19 protein-coding genes are annotated in these 23,876 nt (G+C 53.9%); 10 read left to right on the forward strand and 9 right to left on the reverse strand.

The genetic code is table 11. The annotated features are described in order from the left end of the window. Positions 1-10 precede the first annotated feature (10 nt). Both der and HMJ29_RS09505 read left to right on the forward strand, forming a co-directional pair. Positions 11-1,333, forward strand: a complete 1,323-nt coding sequence (gene der, locus HMJ29_RS09500) for a ribosome biogenesis GTPase Der (protein WP_171591255.1) — start codon at positions 11-13, stop codon at positions 1,331-1,333. A 211-nt stretch (positions 1,334-1,544) separates the two neighbouring features. Next, complete coding sequence (locus HMJ29_RS09505) at positions 1,545-1,802, forward strand: hypothetical protein (protein WP_171591256.1); 258 nt, start codon at positions 1,545-1,547, stop codon at positions 1,800-1,802. Between the two features lie 84 nt (positions 1,803-1,886). Here HMJ29_RS09505 and HMJ29_RS09510 read toward each other — a convergent pair whose 3' ends face one another. The 4 genes from HMJ29_RS09510 to HMJ29_RS09525 form a co-directional block, all read right to left on the reverse strand. After that, the gene (locus tag HMJ29_RS09510) at positions 1,887-2,453 is read right to left on the reverse strand and encodes a hypothetical protein (protein WP_171591257.1); all 567 of its coding nucleotides are present in this window, start codon (positions 2,451-2,453) and stop codon (positions 1,887-1,889) included. A gap of 164 nt (positions 2,454-2,617) precedes the next feature. Continuing rightward, positions 2,618-3,418: an N-acetylmuramic acid 6-phosphate etherase gene (murQ, locus tag HMJ29_RS09515; protein ID WP_171591258.1), complete on the reverse strand. Its 801-nt coding sequence runs from the start codon at positions 3,416-3,418 to the stop codon at positions 2,618-2,620. Positions 3,419-3,473: 55 nt separating this feature from the next. Continuing rightward, positions 3,474-3,743, reverse strand: coding sequence for a cytochrome b5 domain-containing protein (locus tag HMJ29_RS09520; protein WP_171591259.1), 270 nt, complete (start codon positions 3,741-3,743; stop codon positions 3,474-3,476). 61 nt (positions 3,744-3,804) lie between these two features. Beyond that, positions 3,805-4,956, reverse strand: coding sequence for a formimidoylglutamase (locus HMJ29_RS09525; RefSeq protein ID WP_171591260.1), 1,152 nt, complete (start codon positions 4,954-4,956; stop codon positions 3,805-3,807). 198 nt (positions 4,957-5,154) lie between these two features. Between HMJ29_RS09525 and HMJ29_RS09530 the strand changes: the two genes are divergently transcribed. From HMJ29_RS09530 to HMJ29_RS09555, 6 genes are all read left to right on the forward strand, one after another. Then, a complete protein-coding gene (locus HMJ29_RS09530) occupies positions 5,155-6,921 on the forward strand; it encodes an AMP-dependent synthetase/ligase (RefSeq protein WP_171591261.1) in 1,767 nt (588 codons plus the stop codon). Positions 6,922-7,103: 182 nt separating this feature from the next. Beyond that, a complete protein-coding gene (locus HMJ29_RS09535) occupies positions 7,104-7,580 on the forward strand; it encodes a MarR family winged helix-turn-helix transcriptional regulator (protein ID WP_088845435.1) in 477 nt (158 codons plus the stop codon). A 146-nt stretch (positions 7,581-7,726) separates the two neighbouring features. After that, complete coding sequence (locus HMJ29_RS09540; RefSeq protein ID WP_171591262.1) at positions 7,727-10,135, forward strand: 3-hydroxyacyl-CoA dehydrogenase/enoyl-CoA hydratase family protein; 2,409 nt, start codon at positions 7,727-7,729, stop codon at positions 10,133-10,135. Positions 10,136-10,305: 170 nt separating this feature from the next. Further along, entirely contained in the window at positions 10,306-11,484 is a 1,179-nt protein-coding gene (locus HMJ29_RS09545) for an acetyl-CoA C-acyltransferase (protein ID WP_171591263.1), read from the forward strand. Between the two features lie 331 nt (positions 11,485-11,815). Beyond that, the gene (locus tag HMJ29_RS09550) at positions 11,816-13,603 is read left to right on the forward strand and encodes an acyl-CoA dehydrogenase FadE (protein WP_171591264.1); all 1,788 of its coding nucleotides are present in this window, start codon (positions 11,816-11,818) and stop codon (positions 13,601-13,603) included. A 164-nt stretch (positions 13,604-13,767) separates the two neighbouring features. Beyond that, positions 13,768-15,192 (forward strand): Glu/Leu/Phe/Val family dehydrogenase, encoded by a 1,425-nt coding sequence (locus HMJ29_RS09555; RefSeq protein ID WP_171591265.1) that lies wholly within the window; start codon positions 13,768-13,770, stop codon positions 15,190-15,192. Between the two features lie 97 nt (positions 15,193-15,289). Here the strand turns inward: HMJ29_RS09555 and HMJ29_RS09560 are convergent, their stop codons facing one another. The 5 genes from HMJ29_RS09560 to mutY all read right to left on the reverse strand — a co-directional run bounded on the left by HMJ29_RS09560 (position 15,290) and on the right by mutY (position 22,097). Then, positions 15,290-16,741 (reverse strand): hypothetical protein, encoded by a 1,452-nt coding sequence (locus tag HMJ29_RS09560; RefSeq protein ID WP_171591266.1) that lies wholly within the window; start codon positions 16,739-16,741, stop codon positions 15,290-15,292. Positions 16,742-17,513: 772 nt separating this feature from the next. Continuing rightward, positions 17,514-19,613: an ATP-dependent DNA helicase RecG gene (gene recG / locus HMJ29_RS09565; RefSeq protein WP_171591267.1), complete on the reverse strand. Its 2,100-nt coding sequence runs from the start codon at positions 19,611-19,613 to the stop codon at positions 17,514-17,516. 80 nt (positions 19,614-19,693) lie between these two features. Then, the gene (gene gldD / locus HMJ29_RS09570; RefSeq protein ID WP_171591268.1) at positions 19,694-20,290 is read right to left on the reverse strand and encodes a gliding motility lipoprotein GldD; all 597 of its coding nucleotides are present in this window, start codon (positions 20,288-20,290) and stop codon (positions 19,694-19,696) included. Between the two features lie 192 nt (positions 20,291-20,482). Continuing rightward, positions 20,483-20,911, reverse strand: a complete 429-nt coding sequence (locus HMJ29_RS09575) for a single-stranded DNA-binding protein (RefSeq protein WP_171591269.1) — start codon at positions 20,909-20,911, stop codon at positions 20,483-20,485. Positions 20,912-21,005: 94 nt separating this feature from the next. Further along, complete coding sequence (mutY, locus tag HMJ29_RS09580; protein ID WP_171591270.1) at positions 21,006-22,097, reverse strand: A/G-specific adenine glycosylase; 1,092 nt, start codon at positions 22,095-22,097, stop codon at positions 21,006-21,008. 198 nt (positions 22,098-22,295) lie between these two features. On the opposite strand from mutY, the gene HMJ29_RS09585 reads away from it, so the two are divergent. Both HMJ29_RS09585 and HMJ29_RS09590 read left to right on the forward strand, forming a co-directional pair. Next, positions 22,296-22,601 (forward strand): HU family DNA-binding protein, encoded by a 306-nt coding sequence (locus HMJ29_RS09585; RefSeq protein WP_171591271.1) that lies wholly within the window; start codon positions 22,296-22,298, stop codon positions 22,599-22,601. Positions 22,602-22,681: 80 nt separating this feature from the next. Next, on the forward strand, positions 22,682-23,578 hold the full coding sequence (locus HMJ29_RS09590) for a tetratricopeptide repeat protein (RefSeq protein WP_171591272.1): 897 nt from the start codon (positions 22,682-22,684) through the stop codon (positions 23,576-23,578). Positions 23,579-23,876 lie beyond the last annotated feature (298 nt).

Genomic DNA, 23,876 nt, shown 5'->3' on the forward strand with positions numbered 1-23,876 from the left:
AGTCAGACACATGAAAAATACCATTGCCATTGTAGGCCGCCCCAACGTGGGCAAGTCTACGCTATTTAACCGCCTCGTAGGCCAGCGCAAAGCCATCATGGATAACGAGTCGGGCGTAACCCGCGACCGGCACTACGGCTACGGCGAGTGGACCGGCAAGTACTACACTGTAATTGATACGGGTGGGTACGTACACAACTCGGAAGATATTTTTGAAGGCGAAATCAATAAGCAGGTGAAGCTGGCTATTGATGAGGCCGACGTGGTGCTGTTTATGGTAGACGTGGATGCGGGCGTTCATCACCTGGATGAAGAATTTGCCGACGTGCTGCGCCGTTACCAGGGTAAGAAGCCTATTTATATTGTAGCTAACAAGGCCGATACCAACGCCCGGATTCACGCCGCCGGCGAGTTCTATACCTTAGGTGTGGGCGACGGCGAAATATACCCAATCAGCAGCCAGAGCGGTTCTGGTACCGGCGACTTGCTTGATGCGGTAGTAGCGCACTTTGAGGAAGAAGGCGTGGAAGAGCCCGATGCGGGTATCCCAAAAATTGCTGTAGTAGGCCGCCCGAACGTAGGAAAGTCCTCGTTCGTGAACCTGCTGCTGGGCACTGACCGCAGCATTGTGACGGATATTGCCGGCACCACCCGCGACTCTATTCAGGCCCGTTACAATGCCTTCGGCAACGAGTTTATCTTGGTAGATACTGCTGGTCTTCGCCGGAAAACCAAGGTGCACGAGGATGTAGAGTTCTACTCGGTGTTGCGCTCCATTCGGGCACTGGAAGAGTCTGATGTGTGCGTGGTGATGCTAGACGCTACCCGCGGCATTGAAGCCCAGGACGTGAACATTATAGGCCTAGCCGACAAAAACCGGAAGGGCATCGTGATTCTGGTGAACAAGTGGGACCTGATTGAGAACAAGGAAACCAACACGGCCAAGGAGTTCGAGGCGAAGATCATGGAGAAGATTGCGCCCATTGCTTATCCTCCGGTCATTTTCACGTCGGTACTCACGAAGCAGCGCGTACACAAAGCCATTGAAACGGCCATTGAAGTGTACAACAACAAGCGCAAGAAAGTACCTACCTCAGAACTGAACGAGGTAATGCTGCGGGAGATTGAAAAATATCCGCCACCCATCACGAAGGGCAAAATGGTGCGCATTAAGTACGTAACCCAGCTGCCCACCCACAACCCGGTGTTTGCGTTCTTCTGCAACCTACCCCAGTACGTGAAGGAAAGCTATACCCGCTATCTGGAGAATCGCTTACGCGAGAACTTCGGTTTTGAGGGTACTCCTATTGGTATCGTCTTCCGGAAGAAATAATTTCTGTTGGCTTTAAGCAAAGTGGCCTAGCACCTCCCCAGGGAAGGCGCTGGGCCACTTTTGCGTTGAAAAAGGATGTAAAAAAAGTTTTCCTACTGCCGGGTTACCTTTCGCAGGGCTGAGTATAAAGACCCGAATTTCACTGGTACTCTCTCCTGATTGCAGTGAAGTCTTTTTAATCAGACATTCCATTTTCAAACAACCCCCCATCATGAAAAAAGTACTGTTCCTCGCTCTGGCTGCCGCTTCGTTCTCGTTCACCGCTTGCGACAGCAAGAAAGAAGATGCTACCGAGCAGGCTGCTGACAACGTAGAAAATGCTGGCGAAGCTAAGGCTGACGCTATGGAAGAGAAGGCTGACATGGTTCGTGACTCAGCTGACGCTACCGCCGACAAAATGGAGGATGCTGCTGACGCTACCGACGCTCCTGCTACCACTACTGCTCCTGCTACGACTCCTGCTCAGTAATTAGAGCGCGTCTAGGACGCAAAAAAAGGCTTCCCGGCAACGGGAAGCCTTTTTTTATGTCTGGCTACATAGCAATAGCAAGCGTTACCCCAACCGGCGTTGGAGTAAGCCATCAACTATAGTAAATAGCTTGCGAGGGGCGTAGGTTCGCCAGGGTAAGTCATCGAGCTGCCCGCCAAAGTTGATGTAGCTGTCGAGGTTGTATTGGCGCATTTCCCGGGTTACATGCTCCTGGAAGTTGATGGCGGCAATCCAGCCGTCTTCCACATCCTCAAACCACTCTTCGTAGTAGTCGTCTTCGGAACCGTGAAAATTGAAGACATTCTCCCCAATCAGAATGAATTTACGAATGCCCTCGTGCGTCATCATATCCACAATGTTGCGCTTGAGGTGCATGATGTCGTTCTCTATGGCATCATTCCATTCTCCAATGAACTCGATAATGGCGATGCCCAGCTCGTAGTCGACGAAGAGAATTTTCAGGAACAGCGTATCAGAATCCAGGCTGTCCCACTGCGGATGGATGTAATACCCGTAGATGGTATTCACGTAGCTGTCGAGACTGTTTTCAGCCTCGAATAAGGGAGAACGGGGGTCTTCGGAGGCCGAGTACTGCTCCATCCAGGCGTAGTGCGGCTCAATGGTATGCATAGGCGTAAGCTGGCTATAAGGGAATAAAGCACACGCTTCTGCTTGTGCCATGGTGAAGCAAGCAGTTGTCAAAGCAACCACTCTTAGCCCTAAACTCAGGATAAACCAGCCAGGTTTCCTAAACCCTGATAAAGCAGCTCTACCGGCCTCTGCTACTCACAGCCTTACTGCCGGGCTACCAGAGCCGCCCGCACTGAGCCGTGCTGCCGTAGCAATTCAGCCGCTTCAGGCTGAGAAATCTGCAGTTCATCCATCAGCATTCGCTCACCCCGGTCAACCAGCTTAGCGTTGGAGAGCTGCATATCTACCATCTTATTGCCCCGCACGCGGCCCAACCGAATAAAGGTGGCGGTAGTGATCATATTCAGCACCAGCTTTTGCGCTGTGCCTGCTTTCAGGCGAGTGCTGCCCGTGACAAACTCAGGGCCCGTTACTACCTCTACCGGATACTCGGCGACGGCGGCTACTGCTGAGCCTGCGTTGCACACAATGCAGCCTGTAGCTAAGCCGTGCCGGCGGGCCTGCTCTAGGCCACCTATCACGTAAGGGGTACGCCCTGAGGCTGCAATGCCCACTACAATGTCCTGGTTCGTGATGTCATAGGCCAGCAAGTCCTGCCAGGCCTTTTCGGCGTCATCTTCGGCGTTTTCTACTGCTTTCCGAATGGCGGTGTCGCCACCGGCAATCAGGCCAATAACCACCCCGTGAGGTACTCCAAACGTGGGCGGGCACTCTGAGGCATCCAGAATGCCAAGCCGCCCGCTGGTGCCAGCGCCAATGTAGAACAGCCGGCCGCCACTACCCAGCCGGGCCACCGTAGCATCTACCAAAGCCTCAATTTGCGGTAATGCTTTGGCAACTGCCTGGGGTACGGTCTGATCTACGCTGTTCATGCCCACCAGCAGTTCCTGCGTGGAGAGGGATTCCAGATTATTGAAGAGGGAAGGAGTTTCGGTGGTGCTCATGAGCGGAAAGGTGGTAGAGGGGCAAGTATATGTTTTAGGCTGGAAGGGATGCAGGCTAGGCCAGTCGGCCAATAACTGTGAACTTATCGAAGACGTGCGGGGTATGCGGGGCGTCTTGATCTAGTTCTTTGGTTAAGTCTTGGCCGGCCCAATGCTCATAATGGTTGCCACGCTTCCAGAGCCGGGAGCGGGTAACATCATAAATAAGTCCTTGGTAGGCCACCCATACTTCGTCGCGGTCTTGGCCGTTGCGTAGAGCCAGCTGGGCGCGGCTGTATGTGGGAAGTGATGATGCCAGAGGTTGGTTAGCGGGGGGCAGGCTCATGCGGAAAGCAAATCAGGTATTCTCCATCTGGCATCACTCCCTGCTAACTGAGAATACGCGTTTACCCCAATAGGGCCTGCGTAAGAATCCAGCGGTTGGGTAGGTCACCTTGGGCAGCACGTAGGTAGTCTTGGTAGCTGCATGGCACAATGCGTTTAATGTCGCTGTCGGCCAGGCTTTCTACCTCCAGCCACCACTTTTCGGTGCGCTTGCCTTTGTAAAAAACCAGCTTGGCGGGAGTGCCCGGCAGGCCTACGGCGTACCGGATGAAACGCTTGCTTTGGAAATCGGTTTCGCCCCGGCGGTGGTAGTACCCTTCCACAAAATACCACAGCATGGTAGCCAGCGCCATGGCCGCGAGGCCATGATGGTCGTGGTCGGGGCGGTACCCGTAGAGGCCAAAAGAGCTGAGCTGGTCGTTGTGGCCGGCGTACCAGGCCAGCTTGGCTGCTTCCTCGTTGGTCAGCCCAAATGGGTTGGGTGGGTAGTAACCAGGAGCATCATTCCAGCGCAGGGCTGCCACGTCGAAACTCACGAAGTCGGCCTGTCGCAGCAGGGGCTCCGCCTGCCGGATGTCGTCGCGCACCTGGCCTACGCGCAGGGTTTCAAAGTGCAGCTTCTCCAAGGCGGCCAGCACATCGGGCGCCACGAGATATTGTTGGTGAGCCAGTTGAGCGAAGTTGAACAGGAAACTGGGCTCATGCATCAGCATTCGGCGCAAGTGGTTTTTCTCCGCCGGCATGCCATCCTGCTCCCCCATATCTACGCGGGCATCTACGGTGGCAAAGCTTACGGCTCGGTCCAGCGTTTCATAGGCCAGGAACTGACCGTAGTCTAGGTCATGAGAACCACCCAGCAGAACAGGAACCGTGTTATGCTCTAACAGGGCCGCAATAATCTCGCGGAGGCGATGGTACGTGTCTTCGAGGGTAAGGCCGGGGCGCAGATTGCCTAGGTCTACCAGCCGAATTGATCCGGTGCCTTTCTGAAGCTGATAGAAATGGCTCCGCACTGCATCGGCACCATGCGTAACAGGGGCTCCGGCGGCGCTACCCCGCCACTCATCAAGGCCAATAAGGGCCAGGTCAGCTGCGCGCCAGTCCGGAAACGTATCCAGAAAAGGTGAAACGTACGCAGCTAGCGTAGTGGTAGTGGCAGACGAAGCAGAAATCAGCTCTTCGCGGAGCGGATCAAAAAAGATGGCCAGATTCATCGGGCGCGGAAGGTGCGGACGTGTACAAAGCTACGTAAAAGCCAACCATAGGCCTATGAGGTTTCGGATATAGATAGGAGCTTTACCGTAAAAAAGTAGTTATTTAAGCAGCGGTTTCTGTTTGGCGTACTCAGCTACTACGCTTCCGGAACTGCTGCCCGTCTCTATTTGCCTCTCCCACCCCCGTGCTATCTCCGTATGGACATTCGTCGCACCTTCGATATTCTGCCTCAGTTACAGCAGAAGTACAATAAACCCGACTGTTTTGCTGCCAAGAGCAATGGGCAGTATGTTCCCGTCAGTACCGAGGCAGCAATAGAGCAAATAAACCAAGTCAGTCTGGGGTTGCGTAGTCTCGGGATTGGCAAAGATGATAAAGTGGCCATTATCTCTATGAACCGCCCTGAGTGGATGTTCGCAGATTTTGGTATTGCTCAACTGGGCGCTACCAGCGTACCCATGTACCCCAGCATTACAGTAGAAGACTACAAATACATCTTCTCCGATGCCGGCGTCAAGGCCGTTTTCGTCTCAGATAAAAAGCTGCTGGACAAGGTGCGTGAAGCTACGCAAGGGCTGAATATTCCGTCGGATAACGTATTCACGTTTGATAAAGTAGAAGGCGCCCGTCACTTCTCGGAGCTGCTGGACCTGGGCAAGCAGGGCAACCCCGCCGACCTGGAGCCTCTGAAAGCTGCCGTACAGCCTGATGACCTGCTGACGCTCATTTACACCTCAGGCACTACCGGGCAGCCCAAAGGAGTAATGCTAACGCATAACAACATTCTCAGCAACTGCCGCAATGCCCAGCGGTTTGTGCCCGTCACAAAAGAAGACCGGGCCCTAAGCTTCCTGCCGCTCTGCCACATTTTTGAGCGCATGGTAACGCATATCTACCTCATCAATGGGGTGAGTATTTACTATGCCGAGAGCATGGAAACCATTGCCGATAACCTGCGCGAAGTGAAGCCCCAGATCTTCACTACCGTACCGCGGTTGTTGGAGAAGGTATATGATAAGATTGTTGCCAAGGGCCATGAGCTGGAAGGGGTAAAGAAGCAGCTGTTCTTCTGGGCTCTCAATCTCGGCCTGAAGTACGACAACCAGAAAGACCACGGCTTTCTGTACAACACGCAGTTAGCGCTGGCCAACAAGCTGATCTTTAACAAATGGCGTGAGGCCCTGGGAGGTAACCTGCGCTGCATCGTGAGCGGAGGTGGGGCCCTGCAGCCACGGTTGGCCCGGGTATTCTGGTCGGCTGGCATTCCGGTAATGGAGGGCTACGGCCTCACGGAAACCTCCCCGGTTATTGCGGTAGGTGGATACGAGCCTGAGAACAACATGATTGGCACCGTAGGCCCCATCATCGACAACACCGAAGTAAAAATTGCCACCGATGGTGAGATTCTGACCAAGTCGGAGTCGGTGATGAAAGGCTACTACAACCAGCCCGAGCTAACGGCCAAGGAGTTTGATGAGGAGGGCTGGTTCCATACCGGCGACATTGGCGAAATGGTAGAAGGCCGTTTCCTGAAAATTACCGACCGTAAGAAGGAGATGTTCAAGACCTCGGGTGGTAAGTACATTGCCCCTCAGGTAATTGAAGGCAAGCTCAAGGAGTCGCCGCTGGTAGAGCAGTGCATGGTAGTCGGCGACGGTCAGAAATTTCCTTCGGCCCTCGTTATTCCTTCCTTCGATGACCTGAAAGGCTGGTGCAAGCGTAATAGTGTGGATTGCAATTGCTCAAACGAAGAGCTCGTTAAGAACGAGAAGGTGGTGAAGATGTACCAGGACCTGGTACACAAGTATAACAGCGGTTTTGCGCAGTGGGAACAGGTGAAGAAAGTGGTACTGCTGCCCCAGCTCTGGACCGTGGAAACCGGCGAAATGACCCCCACCATGAAGGTGAAGCGCAAAGTCATCACCGCTAACAACAAAGACATCATCGAGAGCCTCTATCACTAGGAAGCCTACCACTAGTTTGAGGTAAGGCTGGTCCCGTTGGGTCTTCGCCCAAGAAAACTTCCACCACGTTTAGCCTGCCTGATCATTTACCCCATGACACGGCAGGCTAAACTTTTTTTGCATAACTTAGTATGCAAGCATAACATATTTCTGTATGTTTACCGGACTTGCTCCCCTCACCCATGACACCCGAAGAAACCGTCGATTATAACATTAAAGTTGCCTGGCACGCCATTTCGCGCATGTACAATACGCAGGCGGCTAAGCACGACATTACCACGAGCATTGGCTTCGTGCTGCTAAACATCGACCAGGAGAATGGTACCCCTGCTACCAAGATAGCACCTTTATTGGGGCTGGAAACCCGTTCCCTGACGCGTATTTTACGCAGCATGGAGGAAAAAGGGCTAATCTATAAGCAGGCTGATACGCAAGACAAACGCTCTGTGCGAATTTTCCTCACCGAGGAAGGGCTGCGCGGAAAAGAGATTTCCCGGCAAACGGTGCGTCACTTCAACCTGAAGGTGCGTGAAAAAATCCCGCAGAGCGAATTAAACGTGTTCTTCAAAGTGGTTGGCCAGATTACCGGCATGATTGAGGGCAAAACCCTCTACGACGACTTCAAGCCGAAACCCTTACGCTCCGAGTCGCCGGCCTAGGCCAGTAGCTCGGGGCTTTTTGCTACTTAAAAGTGCTCCTAGGTAAGGAGCTTTTATGTGGCTATAAAGTCGGCATGACGAGTAGTTGGCTTGCCGGTTTTTCTGTCTGATTCTTTCATTTCTCACCCACTCATTCCTCCCCAAGAATGAATCGTACCATCAAAAAAGTAGCCGTACTGGGCTCCGGTGTGATGGGCTCGCGCATTGCCTGCCACTTCGCCAACATCGGTGTGCAGGTGCTGCTGCTCGACATCGCGCCCAAGGAACTGCTGCCCGCCGAAGAAGCCAAAGGTCTGAAGCTGGACAACCCGGCGGTGAAGAACCGCATTGTAAACAGCTCCCTGCAGGCCGCCGTGGCCGCTAACCCTTCGCCCTTGTACCGCAAGGCCGATGCCAGCCGCATCAAAACCGGCAACTTCGACGAAAACCTCAAGGATATTGCCACCTGCGACTGGACGATTGAGGTGGTAGTAGAGCGCCTCGATATCAAAAAGAGCCTGTTTGAGCGCGTAGAGCAATACCGCAAGCCTGGCACGCTGATTACTAGCAATACCAGCGGCATCCCAATTCACATGATGACGGAAGGCCGCTCCGACGACTTCAAGAAGTACTTCTGCGGCACCCACTTCTTCAACCCGCCGCGCTACCTGAAGCTGCTCGAAATCATCCCGACCCCGGACACGGACCAGGCGGTAGTGGATTTTCTGATGCACTACGGCGACTTGTACCTGGGTAAAACCACCGTACTCGCCAAAGACACGCCCGCCTTTATTGCCAACCGCGTAGGCGTTTTCGCCATCATGGACGTGGTGCAGGTGATGAGCCAGCTAGGCCTGTCGGTAGAAGAAGTAGATAAGCTCACCGGCCCAGTTATCGGCCACGCCAAGTCGGCTACCTTCCGTACTTCCGACGTGGTAGGCCTGGATACGATGATCAACGTAGCCAACGGCCTCGCCCAGAACCTACCGAACGACGAAGCCAAGGCGGTATTCCAGCTGCCCGACTTTATCAAGAAGATGGCGGAGAACAAGTGGCTAGGCGACAAAACCGGCCAGGGCTTCTATAAGAAGGTAAAGGGCGAAGGAGGCAAGTCGGAAATTCAGGCGCTTGACCTTGCTACGCTGGAGTACAAGCCCGGCGCCAAGGTGAAGTTCGCGACCCTGGAAACCACTAAGCCGATTGAGAAGCTGGCTGACCGATTCAAGGTACTGGTAGCCGGTAAAGACAAAGCCGCCGACTTCTACCGCAAAACCTTCGCGGGCCTCTTCGCCTACGTGAGCAACCGCATTCCGGAAATCACCGACTCCCTCTATAAGATTGACGACGCGCTGCGTGCTGGCTTCGGCTGGGAGATGGGCCCATTTGAAACCTGGGATGCCCTGGGTGTTCAGAAAGGCTTAGAACTGGCGCAGGCGGAAGGCAAAACCGTAGCCCCCTGGGTACAGGAGATGCTGGCCGCTGGCAACACTACCTTCTATAAAGTGAGCGAGCAGGGCGTAAAGCAGTTCTACGACATCGAGTCGAAGGACTACAAAGCTATTCCGGGTGTTGAGAACTTCATCATCCTCGACAATCTGCGCGCCACGGGTAAGGTCATCTGGAAAAACGCGGGGGCTTCGGTGCTCGACCTCGGCGACGGTATCCTGAACGTGGAGTTCCACAGCAAGATGAACGCGCTAGGCTCCGATGTAATCCAGGGCCTGATGAAGGGCGTGGAAATTGCCGAAAAGGATTTCCGCGGACTGGTTGTCGGCAACGACGCGCCGAACTTCTCGGCCGGTGCCAACCTAGGCCTGGTGTACATGTTCGCGCTAGACCAGGAGTACGACGAGCTGAACCTGATGATTGCCCAGTTCCAGCAGGCCATGATGCGCATGCGCTACAGCAGCATTCCAGTAGTAGGCGCTCCGCACGGCCTCGCTCTGGGCGGGGGCTGCGAACTGAACCTGCACTGCGACCGGGTAGTGGCAGCCGCGGAAACCTACATGGGCCTCGTAGAATTTGGCGTAGGCCTGATTCCGGGCGGCGGTGGCACCAAGGAAATGACCCTGCGCACCGCAGCCAAGTACGAAGAAGGGGAGCCCGAGTACAACCTGCTCCGTAACAGCTTCATGACCATCAGCACCGCCAAAGTTTCGACTTCCGCGGCTGAGGCCTTCGACCTGGGTTTTCTGCGCCGCGGCGATGAGGTAGTGGTAAACAGCAACCGCGTAATCGCGCAGGCCAAAGCTGCTGCCATCGAGCTGGCCGAAGATGGCTACACCCAGCCCGTGCAGAAAACCAATATCAAGGTGCAAGGCAAAGGTGCCCTGGGCATGTTCCTGACCGGCGTGCACGCCATGAAGGAAGGCCGTTACATCTCCGACCACGACGTGAAGATTGCCAACAAACTGGCCTACATCATGTGCGGCGGCGACCTAAGCAGCCCCACCGAAGTATCGGAGCAGTACCTGCTGGATCTGGAGCGCGAAGCCTTCCTTTCACTAACCGGCGAGCGGAAGACACTAGAGCGAATTCAGTCGATTCTGACGACGGGCAAACCCTTGAGAAACTAGAGCTAAGAACTAGTTCCCCTCCTCAGCTGAGGAGGGGCTAGGGGTGGTTGACTGGCTTAGAACAAACCTAGTAGTGCTAGGTGTTTTAGGATAAGCAACTGCTCTAACCTTCAAGGGGAACTAGGCCTAGATCAGCTCTAATTCCACTACTTTCTTCAAGACTCACTACAATGAATGCATATATCGTAGCTGGTTACCGCACGGCAGTTGGCAAAGCCACCCGCGGCGGTTTCCGCTTCACCCGCCCCGATGATCTCGCCGCCGACGTCATCAAGCACTTAGTAGCCTCTGTGCCTGCTCTCGACCCCACGCGCATCGACGATGTGATGGTAGGCAACGCGGTACCAGAAGCAGAGCAGGGTCTGCAAATGGGCCGCCTGATTTCGCTGCTGGCGCTGCCCATGAACGTGTCGGGCCTCATCGTGAACCGCTACTGCGGCTCCGGTGTAGAAACCATTGCCATGGCTGCCAGCAAAATCACGGCGGGTATGGCCGACTGCATCGTGGCTGGTGGCACCGAGAGCATGAGCATGGTGCCCACCGTAGGCTGGAAAACGGTGCCTAACTATAAACTGGCTCAGCAGCACCCCGACTACTACCTCGGCATGGGTCTCACGGCCGAAGCTGTAGCGCAGGATTATAAAGTGTCGCGCGAGGACCAGGATCAGTTTGCTTACAACTCGCACCAGAAGGCCATCAAAGCTATTCAGGAAGGCAAGTTTAAGGAGCAGATTGTGCCCATCACCGTAGAGGAAACCTACCTCGATCAGGCTACCGGCAAGAAGAAAAACCGCTCCTACGTAGTAGATACCGACGAAGGCCCGCGTGCCGATACGTCGCTGGAGGCGCTGGCCAAGCTGCGTCCGGTCTTTGCCGCTAACGGTTCAGTAACGGCGGGTAACTCTTCTCAGACTTCTGATGGCGCGGCTTTCGTGCTGGTGATGTCGGAGCGCATGGTGAAGGAGCTAAACCTGGAGCCGATTGCCCGCATGATTACCTATGCCACCGAAGGCATCGACCCGCGCATCATGGGTATGGGCCCCATCAAGGCTATTCCGAAGGCGCTTAGGCAAGCCGGCATGAAGCTCCAAGACATCGACCTGATTGAGTTGAACGAAGCCTTCGCGTCGCAGTCGATTGCTATTACCCGCGAGCTAGACATTGACGAGAGCAAGCTGAACGTGAATGGCGGCGCTATTGCGCTAGGCCACCCACTCGGCTGCTCCGGCGCCAAGCTCAGCATTCAGCTCTTTCATGAGATGCGCGCGCGAGGCAAGAAGTACGGTATGGTAACCGCCTGCGTAGGCGGTGGTCAGGGCGTAGCCGGCATCTACGAATTGCTGAAGTAAGCAGGCAGCATAACCGATGGTCGGTGGCGTGCGTCTCTCGGGAAACGTGGCAGCGTTTTCTATCGGAAAACTCACCTGACCCACGCCACCGACCATCGGTTACGCTCCATTTTCAGAACCAGCTACTTAAGTAAGCTGTTCTGCTTCTAAGGATTAGAAACCCCAGCATACGGGGTTTCTTTTTCAGAAAGTACTCGGCAAGCATAACATAATTTGTTATCTTTCGGTATCCCATATAGAAGGGGCTCTTGGCGGCCAATTAGTAGGTATGCCGAGCATCTTCTTTCTCTTTTTGACATCGATTTTTACAACCCATACATCTCACCCGGTCATGGAAGTAACCAACAAGCTTGTGAAAGGCGGCGAGTTCATCATCAAAGAAACCGACGCTCAGGACGTATTTACTCCCGCCGATTTTTCGGAGGAGCAGAACATGATGCACCAGACGGCTCTGGACTTCGTGGAGAAAGAAGTGCAGCCCCTGCTGGAGCGCCTCGATAACCACGAAGAAGGCCTGATGCGCGGCCTGATGGAGAAAGCTGGCCAGCTAGGCCTGTTCGGGGTAAGCATCCCGGAGCAGTACGGCGGACTGGATATGGATTTCACTACCTCCCTGCGCGTGACCGAAGGCGTGGGTGGTGGCCACTCGTTCCCGGTTGCTTTCGCGGCCCACACGGGTATTGCCATGCTGCCTATTCTGTACTTCGGCAACGAGGAGCAGAAAGCCAAGTACCTGCCCGGCCTGACCAGCGGTGAGCTGATGGGTGCTTACTGCCTCACGGAGCCCGGCTCGGGCTCTGATGCGCTGGGTGCTAAAACCAAAGCTATTCCGACCGAAGACGGCGAGTTTTACGTACTGAACGGGCAGAAAATGTGGATTACGAACGGCGGTTTCGCCGACGTATTCATTGTGTTTGCGCAAGTAGACGGCGACAAATTCACGGGCTTCATTGTGGAGCGCAACACGCCCGGCCTGAGCCTCGGCAACGAGGAGCACAAGATGGGCATCAAAGGCTCGTCTACCCGTCAGGTGTTCCTGTCAGACGTGAAGGTGCCAAAATCAGCGGTGTTGGGTGAGATTGGCAAAGGCCACCTCATTGCGTTCAACATCCTGAACATCGGCCGCATTAAGCTGGCTGCTGCTTGCCTGGGTGCTACCAAAATGGCGTCTACGCTGAGCATTAAGTATGCTAACGAGCGAGTGCAGTTCAAGCTGCCCATCGCCAAGTTTGGCGCTATCAAGCACAAGCTGGCCCAGCAGGCCGTACGTATCTACGCCGTAGAATCGGCTATTTACCGCGCCGGTATGGACATTGCCCGCATGGAGCAGGAACTGCTGGCGAAAGGCCAGAGCCACAACGAGGCCCTACTGGGTGCCGCCCGCGAGTTTGCCGTGGAGTGCGCCATTCTGAAAGTAGAAGGCTCGGAAGTACTCGACTACGTGGTAGACGAAGGCGTGCAGGTATATGGCGGCTACGGCTTCTCGGCCGACTACCCCATGGACCGCGCCTACCGCGACTCCCGCATCAACCGCATCTTTGAAGGCACGAATGAAATCAACCGCATGCTGGCCGTTGACATGATCCTGAAGAAGGCCATGAAAGGCGAGTTGGACCTGATGGGCCCCGCCCAGGCTGTGCAGCAGGAGCTGATGGCTATTCCTGACTTCAATCTGGAGGAAGAAACCGGTTTGTTTGCCACTGAGAAAAAGACCATTCAGAAGCTGAAGAAGGCTATTCTGATGGTGGCTGGCACGGCCGTGCAGAAGTACATGAACTCGCTCGCTAAAGAGCAGGAGGTACTAATGAACATTGCTGACATGGCCATCAAAGTGTACACCGCGGAGAGCACCCTCCTGCGCGTGGAGAAAGAGGCTGGCGTACAGGGCGAAGAAGCAGTTTCGACCCAGATCGACATTGCCCGCGTGTACCTCTACGACACCGTGGATCAGGTAAACAAGTTTGGTAAAGACGCTATTGCTACCATGACCGAGGGCGACGAGCAGCGCCTGCTGGCTATGGGCCTGAAGCGCTTCACCAAGGCAGACCTCTACAATGCTAAAGAAGCCCGTCGTCGTATTGCCGACCACCTGATTGCCGCCAACGAGTACACCTATTAAATCACGCGTTCAAGCGGATTTCATGGATTGCCCAGAATAATCCTGCGTGCGCCTTGAACCAAAGCCGCTCCTCTTGTAGGAGCGGCTTTGTTGTTTTTTAGCACAACTGATTGCTAGGCTATGCGTTTGCAGGAAGATACTCCCACCTACATCTCCATACCCATATGGCTAACGAACAGGTACAGGGTAAAGACTTTTATGAAAGTGTGCTGCGGTTCTATGACCATGCAGCAAGCTTCTCGAAGCTGGACCCCGGCATTATTGCCCAAATTCGGGCGTGCAACAGCATTTACAAGGTAAACTTCCCGGTAGAGATAGACGGCCACGTGCAGGTCTTTGAGGGAATTAGGGTGCAGCACAGCCACCATAAACTGCCCAGTAAAGGTGGTATCCGCTACAGCGTGTACGTGGATGAAGAGGAGGTAATGGCACTGGCTACGCTCATGACCTTTAAGTGTGCGCTGGTTGATGTGCCGTTTGGGGGAGCCAAAGGGGGGGTGAAAATCAATCCTCGTACTACTCCCGTGCATGTGCTGGAGCGCGTAACACGCCGCTATGCCACGGAGCTGATTAAGAAGAACCTTATTGGCCCCGGTATGGATGTACCTGCGCCTGACTATGGCACCAGCGGCCGCGAAATGGCCTGGATTGCTGACACCTATATGACCTTCAAGTACGGCGATACCAGTGCCCTAGGCTGCGTAACCGGTAAGCCAGTAGGCCAGGGGGGTATTCGGGGCCGGACCGAGGCCACTGGCCTAGGGGTGTTTTACGGCTTGCGTGAGCTGCTGCTAGATGAGCCAATGCTGAAAAAGGTAGGCCTGAGCAGTGGCGTGGCCGGTAAGCGCATCATTGTGCAGGGCCTGGGTAATGTAGGCTACTATGCGGCTCATTTCTGCCAGCAAGATGGCGCCTTAATTACGGGCATTGCGGAGCGGGAGGGAGGCATCTACAACGAAGGTGGCCTAGACGTAGCGGCAGTGTTCAAGCACCGTCAGGAAACCGGCTCGGTGCTAGGCTTCCCCGGTGCGAAAGATATTGCAGAGTCGCTGGATCTGCTTGAGTATGAGTGCGACGTACTGATTCCGGCAGCCCTGGAAAATCAGATCCATGAAGGCAACGCAACCAAGATCAAGGCTAAAATTATTGCCGAAGGTGCCAACGGCCCTACCACGCAGGGAGCTGAGAAAATCCTGCTGGAAAAAGGTATTATCATTCTGCCCGACCTGTACCTGAACGCGGGTGGTGTAACGGTGTCCTACTTTGAGTGGCTTAAAAATCTCTCAAATGTGCGCTTTGGCCGAATGGGCAAGCGCGCTGAAGAAGGTGCTATGCGCCGCTTAGTAGCCACTATTGAGCGCACTACAGGCAAATCCATTACGCCCGAAGAGCGCCAGCAGATTGTGCATGGCGCCGACGAAATTGACTTGGTGCGCTCCGGCCTGGAAGACACCATGATTACGGCTTACCAATCTATCCGGAAGGTGATGGATGAAGTAGAAGGTATTACTGACCTGCGCACGGCGGCCTTCTACGCGGCCATCGAGAAAATAGGAGTGAGCTATCAGTCGCTGGGTATTTTCCCGTAGGCCAGTAGTGTCATTCCCAAAAAAACAACCAGGCCGCTCCCTATCATAGAGCGGCCTGGCTGTTTTTTTGCAGGCTCAGTAAGAAGTGGCCTAGCGCCTATTTCACCACAATTTTATTGAGCATAAGGGCTGCCGACTTTTTGTTGGGCCGGCTTACTCCAATGAGCGTCTTAGAATCGAGCCAGGCCGTGAAGTCCTTTACGTAGGAGGGGTTCTGGTCAGCGGCTACGTTCAGACCCAAGGCTTCGGGCTCTTGTACTACGCCCGTTTGGGCATTCACCTGCCGCAAGTACAGGTCAGACTTATTTTTGATTTTCTCCCAGGTTACCAACTGCACATCCTCTCCAAACACTGCCGCGCGGTATCCAATACTGCTGAAGCCTTCAGCGGCCGGCGCCACTTGGTCTTTGGCAATAATGCTGTGCCAAGTAGGCGCTTGGTACTCATTGTAGCCAAATAGGTGCAGCTCGCGGGTGTGGCCCGGCGAATCATCACCGCCCTCCTCAAACTTCTTTTCGGCTACCACCACCAGCTGCTTCTCATCGGTGAGGAGCAGATCAGTGAGATAAATATCTTCTAAGCGCTTAGCGCTGGTGTTGCTGGCCTTGTTGACGTCAGCCAAGTACTCGGGGGTGAACTTAACTTCAGGGGCAAATTTCAGGTCACCATCACCATTAAAATCAAACTTCACCAGTTTAAGGCTGTGGTAAAGCCCCGTTTCCCGCTCGTTGCAGATGGCCGCTGCATACAGCGTATTATTGCCCTGAAGCATAAAGCGCGAGTCAAATACGTTTACCGCTTTGCCCCCAAACGTACCCCCCACAGCCACCGACATTACTTTAATCTCGGGTGAAGTGTTCAGATAGCGGCGTACTGATAGTTTCTTCATCTCATCGGCGACCAGCGTGACGTATTGGGTGCCATCGTTGCCGACATGGATGGTAGTAGAGAAGAAGCCGCCCTGATCGTGGAAATCATAGGTGCGGTCTTTCAGCTTGGTTAACTTTTCATCATACACTGCCGCGTTAATGGCCCGAATCTGTACGTCGCGGGTGAGGTAACGCCAGGCTACCAGCTTGGTGCCATCTGGGGAAAACGTAACGCCCAAACGTCTGTCTCGGGCGTTAGCGTCTAACAGCTTCTTAAGCGGGCCTTTCTGGCCAGTAGCCAAATCAAAGGTTAGCGCTGAGAGATTCTGAGCCGCCCCACTTGTTTGGTGGATAACGACCGTGGCCTGGCTGCCCGAGGCAGCAAACGCATCTACCGCTTGGCCCGCCGAGATGGGTAAGGCGGTACTCCAGGTGCGTTTCAGATCGGTGGTGTAGCGCTCTACTGCATATTCAGTGGCCGATTTATGCGCTAGTATCACAAAGCCACCTGTAGAGAGGGGCAGGGTTTTACGCAGCACACGCTGATTATAACGGTCATCAGATTGCTCCGGAACATAGCTAAACGGAGCCGACTTTACTTTCTGGGCAAGTACTACCGCTGGCGCTTGGAGCAGGCCTAGCACTAAAATACCAGTGGTTAAAGCAGAAGAAAAACGCACAGATATAGACAGTTAGGAGGAACAGGAAAAAAATCCGAAAAATGTACTCTCCAAAGGTATCCAACTTCTACACTACTCCGTATATGCCGTCGTTCTTGTAGGGCAGTTGGCCCCTCAAAGTCATTCTTCATTCTTTCTTAACGCGAAAGAAGCTCATTTACTGATACAAATACTGTTCCTTTGCATCAGGATATGCCAACGGGCTAGAATAATAGAGGGAATATTTTGGTTTAAACATATATCCTGGTTATTGGATATTTTGTGCCAAACTCCTCAGTATCGCGTTCCGTTTGCTAGTTGTTAAGCAGAAGAAGAGAAACAAAAAGTTCCAGCTACCCCGCAGTATTTCTTTCACATTGGCCCATCTGGCCTCATAATTGCTTGCCTGTAGCCCGCCTACTATCCGCACGAATGCTATGAAATCTTTACTACGCCTTTTTCTACTCGTTTCACTTGTTGTCATCGGTAAGCTTACCAAAGAGTCAAGCGTGCTCATTGATACTGCTGCCAAGTCGGCTCATTCGGTGTTGCAGGCTCCCGTTCGGAGTGCTTCTTACTTTATTGGTGAGTCAGTTCCAAAAACCTCAAGCCAGAATATAGACCGAAATGTTTGGCAGGCAACCAGTTCCGGTACTCTTTCATTGAAGTAGTTCTTCGGCAAGCGACTTATTAAGGTCGCTTTTTTTATGCTTGATACTTCTTTACGCATCAACGGCTTGCTGAGAATATTACTTGGCAAGCTGTTGGTGTGAATAGGGCGCTGACCCAGAGACTAGCTAATACGGCTCCAGTTGACGGCCGTAGCAGGTAAACTCTCAATGTGCCGCCGAATGGGCTGATTCTCCGGGCGGTCTAGGCCAGGGTCCTCGTTGAGCAGGGCCTGAGCTGCGGCTCTCGACTCGGTGAGAATCCGCCCATCATTGGCCAGATCAGCAATAAGTAGGTCAAGCACCCCGCTTTGTTGGGTGCCCATCAGGTCGCCGGGACCACGTAACTTCAGGTCGATGTCGGCAATTTCAAACCCGTTGTTGGTGCGCACCATGGTCTCAATGCGGGTGCGGGAGTCTTTACTTAGCTTATAGCCCGACATCAGGATGCAGTAGCTCTGCTCAGCGCCCCTACCCACGCGGCCACGTAGCTGGTGCAGTTGGGAAAGACCAAACCGCTCAGTGCTTTCAATGACCATTACGGAAGCATTGGGCACATTCACGCCTACCTCGATTACGGTGGTTGCCACCATAATCTGGGTCTCCTTCTTCACGAAGCGCTGCATTTCAGCATCCTTTTCGGCGGCACTCATGCGGCCGTGCACAATACTGATCTGGAACTCGGGGAAGGCGCGGGCAATACTCTCGTAGCCATCCATCAGGTCCTTGTAGTCGGCCATGGCCTCGCTTTCCTCAATCAGCGGATACACAATGTATACTTGGCGGCCCACGTTAATCTGGTCGCGAAGGAATTGGAACACCTTAAGCCGGTTGGCATCAAAGCGGTGCACCGTGACAATGGGCTTACGACCGGCCGGCAGCTCATCAATTACTGATACGTCCAGGTCGCCGTAGAGCGTCATGGCCAGCGTGCGCGGGATGGGCGTGGCCGTCATTACGAGCACGTGCGGAATTACGTGCGGGTTCTTTTGCCACAGCTTTGAGCGTTGAGCCACCCCAAAGCGGTGCTGCTCATCCATGATGGTGAGGCCCAGGTTGCGGAACTGCACCACATCCTCTAGCAGGGCGTGGGTGCCCACCAGCATGTGCATCTCGCCACTGCGCAGCTGCTCGTGCAGCACGCGCCGCTCAGCGGTGCGGGTGCTGCCGGTGAGCTTGCCAATGCGCAGGCCTAGCAAATCAGCATATTCCTTGAGGCCCACGTAATGCTGATCGGCCAGAATCTCGGTGGGGGCCATCAGGCAGCTTTGCGCGCCGTTGTCGGCGGCCATGAGCATGCTGATGAAGGCCACAATGGTTTTGCCCGAGCCTACATCGCCTTGTAGCAAGCGGTTCATCTGCTTGCCAGAGCAGAAATCCTTGTAGATATCGTGGATTACGCGCTTTTGAGCTCCAGTGAGGTCAAAAGGCATCACGTTCTTATAGAAGTGCACCAGAGATGGTACCTCTCTGAAGATCTGGCCCGCCAGCTCCACCTTGCGCTGGGTTTTCTGGCGCAGGAGCTTTAGCTGCACGTAAAACAGCTCTTCAAACTTCAGCCGGAACCGCGCGGCCTGCAGCAAATCGGTGCTTTGCGGGAAGTGGATCTGCTGGTAGGCCATAGCCTTATCCATCAGTCCGTACTGCCGAATCAAATCCTGCGAGAGGTTCTCGTGTACCTGCGGCAGGGCAATCTTGAGCAGGTCGAATACCATCCGGCCAATGGCCTTACTATCAACGCGGTGATAGTTCTTGAGCTTCTCGGTAGTGTTGTAAACGGGCTGCAGGTAGCTCTGGCCAGCTTTGGCCTCCGTTACTTCCTCCAGCTCAGGGTGCGCCATTTGGGGGCGGCTGTTAAACATCGTGGGCTTACCGAACACGATGTACTCCTGATGATTCTTGATGATCTTCTCCAGATAGTTCACGCCCTTGAACCATACCAGATCCAGCTCCCCACTGGCATCGGCAATTTTGGCTACCATGCGCTTCTTGGGGCCTTCGCCCACCACCTCACGGTTCCGCAGAATACCCTTTACCTGCACATAGGGGAGGTCGTCGTGCAGGTCACAGATGTTATAAAACTGAGTACGGTCGAGGTAGCGGAACGGGTACCGCTGAATAAGGTCGCCGTAGGTGAAGAGGCCTAGCTCTTTTTGCAAAAGCTGAGCCCGCTGCAATCCTACTCCGCGCAGATACTCGAGTTTGGTTTGAAAGAAGTTACTCATGAATCAGTGAGGAATGAGGAATGAGGTATGAGTAATGAACTGTACCATTTGGCCGCTCTTCATTACTCATTGCCCATTGCTCATTGATACTTCAGCGTATTGAGCAGTTGCACAATGTCTTTCTTCACGTAGTCGATGACCGGCGCCAAGGAGTCGTTGGCGGTGGCGGTCCGGAAGTAAAGGGCTCCGCGGAAAAAGTTCTTCGTGCTATCGGTGGTGTAAAACTGGAACTGGCTGGGAACATCACCCTGCAACTCGAATACCGCTACCCGCATGCCATTAGGCGTTTTCAGCACGCTTTCATCAATAGCCGTGGCCTTAATCTGGTGCTTGCTGGTAAGCTTGCGGGCATCCTCCAGTAATTTATTGCTGAGCTGCTTGTTGCGCTGGAGGTTGGCGTAGGTAATCTGTACGTTGGCATGTAGCTGCGGGTAGTACACATTGATCCAGTGCGGCTGCGCCAGATAAGAGGAATCACGAAGGATTTTGGCGTAGCGCGAATACTGAAACGTGTACGGGTGGCCGGGCGCCAGCTGTTGGTAGGCGTGCGGGGGCAAATCAATACGGTTGTAGCCTTTCGGCTTGGGCGTAAAGTCCGGGGCAGAGGTGCAGCTCGCCGCTAAGCCTAGCAGCGTAAGTACAGCGCCCCATCCGCGCAGAATTCGAAAATCGGCCATGCCAAGCAAATCAGAATGAATACTCAAAGGTAGCACACTTGCAGCGCGAAGCAGTATAGCCTCACTAGGCCAGTTAGCCGTGATCTTTAAGCAGAGGCTGCTTCAACTGGCCTAGCACAATATATATTGCTCTTATCACGCAAAAAGCCCCGGCGCCAGGCCGGGGCTTATGAAATGCAGGGCGCTAGATCTCTAAAACGGCAATTGATTCAGTTCTGGTTCCTGCCGGAAAGTGGTAGGCTCCTCGGCAGCAGCGGCAGTAACCGGCTGGGCTTCAGCGCCAGCAGCACGACCACTGCTCAGCATAGTAATTTCCTCCGCAATGATTTCCGTGATGTAGCGGGTTTGATTATCCTTATCCTGGTACTGACGAGTCCGGATCCGGCCCTCCACATATACCTGGTGGCCCTTGCGCAGGTACTTTTCAGCTAGCTCCGCCAGATTGCGCCACGCGGCAATGTTGTGCCACTCAGTACGCTCTACTCGGGTGCCTTGCTTGTCTTTATAGTACTCATTAGTAGCCATGGTAAAGTTCGCCACCGAGTTGCCACCTTCCAGATGACGAACTTCGGGGTCTTTACCTAAGTGGCCTACGAGAATGACTTTGTTGACGCTTGCCATGATGTAAATAATTAGTCGTTAGAAGAGAAAAGAGAGATAATTGTCAGGTATAAAGATACAAAAATCACAGCTTTATTCCAATATACTTGGCAAGTTAAAACGATAGATTGCTAATAAAATTAGTGATGATTACGGGCTTAGGCAGCCGTTCAATATCAGTAGCACTGTAGGCCACTAAGCCGGCCGCCCCGGCCGCCTTTACGTCCAAGGGTTCTGAAAGCCATATAGGGTGGAAGCGAGCCTCTACTTTCTGATGACTTAGAATGTGACGCATAGCAGTGGTAGGCTCTTCTGCCCGATCCGTAGCCAACCGGCCCCCTACTGCTTCTACTGCGTTGACTACGGAGGCCACAGACAACTCCGCTGAGCCTGTTTCTTGAAGTGCGAAATCGTATAGGCCTTCCCAGATGTCTTTGGGGCCACGCTTCCTCATATAAACGGTATCGTTGTGGCGCAACACGAGGTAGTGGAAATAGCGGGTGCGGGCGGCTTTGGCCTTGCTCTTGACGGGAAGCTCCTGCACCATGCCGTGCTGAAAAGCATAGCACTCCGTCTGGAGCGGACAAAACAGGCAATCGGGCTTGGCGGGCGTACACTGAATAGCGCCAAACTCCATAATAGCCTGGTTGAACTCCGCCGGCTGGTCGGCCGGAATGAGCGTATCGGCGAGCTGCTGGAAAATCTTGCGGCTGGCGGGAGCGGCAATATCCTGCGTTACGCCAAACACGCGGGCCAGCACCCGGAACACGTTGCCATCGAGCACGGCTACTTTCTCATCATAGGCAAACGAGGCAATAGCCGCAGCGGTATACTGGCCTACACCGCGTAGCTTCAGCAACTCAGCATAAGAGCTAGGAAATTGGCCATTGTATTCTCCCGCTACCTGCTGGGCCGTATGGTGCATGTTCCGGGCCCGCGAATAATAGCCCAGGCCCTGCCAGTGCCGCAGCACCTCATCCGGGGGGGCGGCTGCCAGTTCCTGTACGGTTGGGTAGGAGGTAATAAAATCGAGGTAATACGGTAGCCCTTGTTTCACACGGGTTTGCTGCAGGATTACTTCGGAAAGCCAGATGGCATATGGGTTGCGCGTGTTCCGCCAGGGCAGGTCGCGGCGGTGGCGCGGGTACCAGTCCAATAAACGTTGCGCAAACCAGGGTTGGGGGGAGGTAGAAAGAATTGAACTCAAGGCTTTGAGAAAGAAATAGTTGGATGCAACCTAGGAAGCGGTGGCGAATGCTGCGAAATCTGTTGTAAAACCAAAAAAGGGGGTTACCTTTGTGCCCCTCAAAACATAAGCAACGCCTTACCGGGCAAGTGCTTACGTTTTGAGGAAGGCAACATTTGCCAAGCACATATTTTTCACCTCCCTAGTACACTTACCAGCGTGACTAAAGCAGAAGTAATCGCCGAAATTGCTGACAAAACCGGCATTGAGAAAGCAGACGTTTCGGCTACCGTAGAAGCCTTCTTCAAAGTTGTGAAGGATTCGATGGCCGATGGCAACAACATCTACGTGCGCGGCTTTGGCAGCTTCGTTAACAAGAAACGCGCGAAGAAAGTAGCCCGCAACATCTCGAAAAACACGTCGATCATTATCGACGAGCACTTCATCCCGAGCTTTAAGCCCTCCAAGACCTTCATCGGCAAGATCAAGAACAGCAAGAAAATCAAAGCACTGGCTAGCGCCTAAGTCGCTTTTATTATTCGATGTCGGCAGTGCCGCCGGGCCTCCTTTTCCGGAGGCCCGGCGGTCTGCGTTTTTCCCTGCTAATGGCGCGTAACTCCTCAAAGCATCAACTAATACTTCTCGCCTTGGCGGTGGCCCTAGTGGCCGGTTTGTTTTTGCTGCCCAAGGTGATTGTGAAGCCCAAAGCAGGAAAAGGTGAACTTGCTCAGGACGCTGCCCGTACAGCTAACCGCGATAACGGCGCAGCAGCTCCCTCTACGGCTTCTGTGGATATGATGGGCAAGCCCGAAGGGGCAACAGCCGAGCAGCCGCACATGACGGTGGCTCCGGCTAAACGTCAGGAAATTAACACGCTGCTTGCCAAGTACAACGCGGAAGCAGAATTAGGCGCTAAGCTACGGCTGGCTACTGAACTGGCCGACAAGTACAAAGCCATTGAGCGTTTTGACAGTGCTGGCTACTATCTGGAGCAAGTAGCCCTGACTCGCCCCGGCGAGCAGGCCTGGAAGCGGGCCGCCGATCAGTATTTCGAAGCGTATAGCTTTGCAACTACGGAGGAGCGGCAGAAAATGCTGGGTGCCAAGTGTGAGGAACTGTACGGGCGAGTGTTGAAGAACAACCCCGACAACCTCGACGCCAAAACCAATTTGGGTATGGCGCTGATGGCTAGCTCTAACCCGGTGCAGGGTATCACGTTGCTACGCGAAGTGCTGGCCGTGGATCCGCGCAACGAAAAGGTATTGTATAACCTTGGTTTACTGGCTATTCAGAGCAATCAGTTCGACAAAGCGGTTGAACGTTTTCAAGAGCTAACTAAAGTAAATCCTGAAAACGTCAACGGACAGTTTTATCTTGGCGTCGCGTTAGCTCAAACTGGCGTGAAAGAGGGAGCCCGTCAGGCCTTCCAGAAAGCCAAGAGTCTCAGCACCGATCCGGGCCTAGCCGCTTCAGTGGATGAGCAACTTCAAAAGCTGCAATAGTACTTGTTAGCTATTCTTCAGGCAGGTAAGTGTACCTGCACAGGAGCAGTCAACAATAAAAGAAATCAAATCAATTCACTCATCTAACCCACAACATCATGCCTTGCGGTAAAAAGAGAAAGCGTCATAAGATTGCCACTCACAAGCGGAAGAAGCGTCTGCGCAAGAACCGTCACAAGAAGAAGTAATCCTTCCGGGGTTTGCTCGTTGGTGCTTTTCTAACATAGAAAAAGCACTCTTCTATCTCTCACTTAGTATCCAGAGAGTGGCCAGATGTATGCTTTCCCCGTGGCTCGAA

It is taken from the genome of Hymenobacter taeanensis, from assembly GCF_013137895.1.
GTDB classification, from domain to species: domain Bacteria; phylum Bacteroidota; class Bacteroidia; order Cytophagales; family Hymenobacteraceae; genus Hymenobacter; species Hymenobacter taeanensis.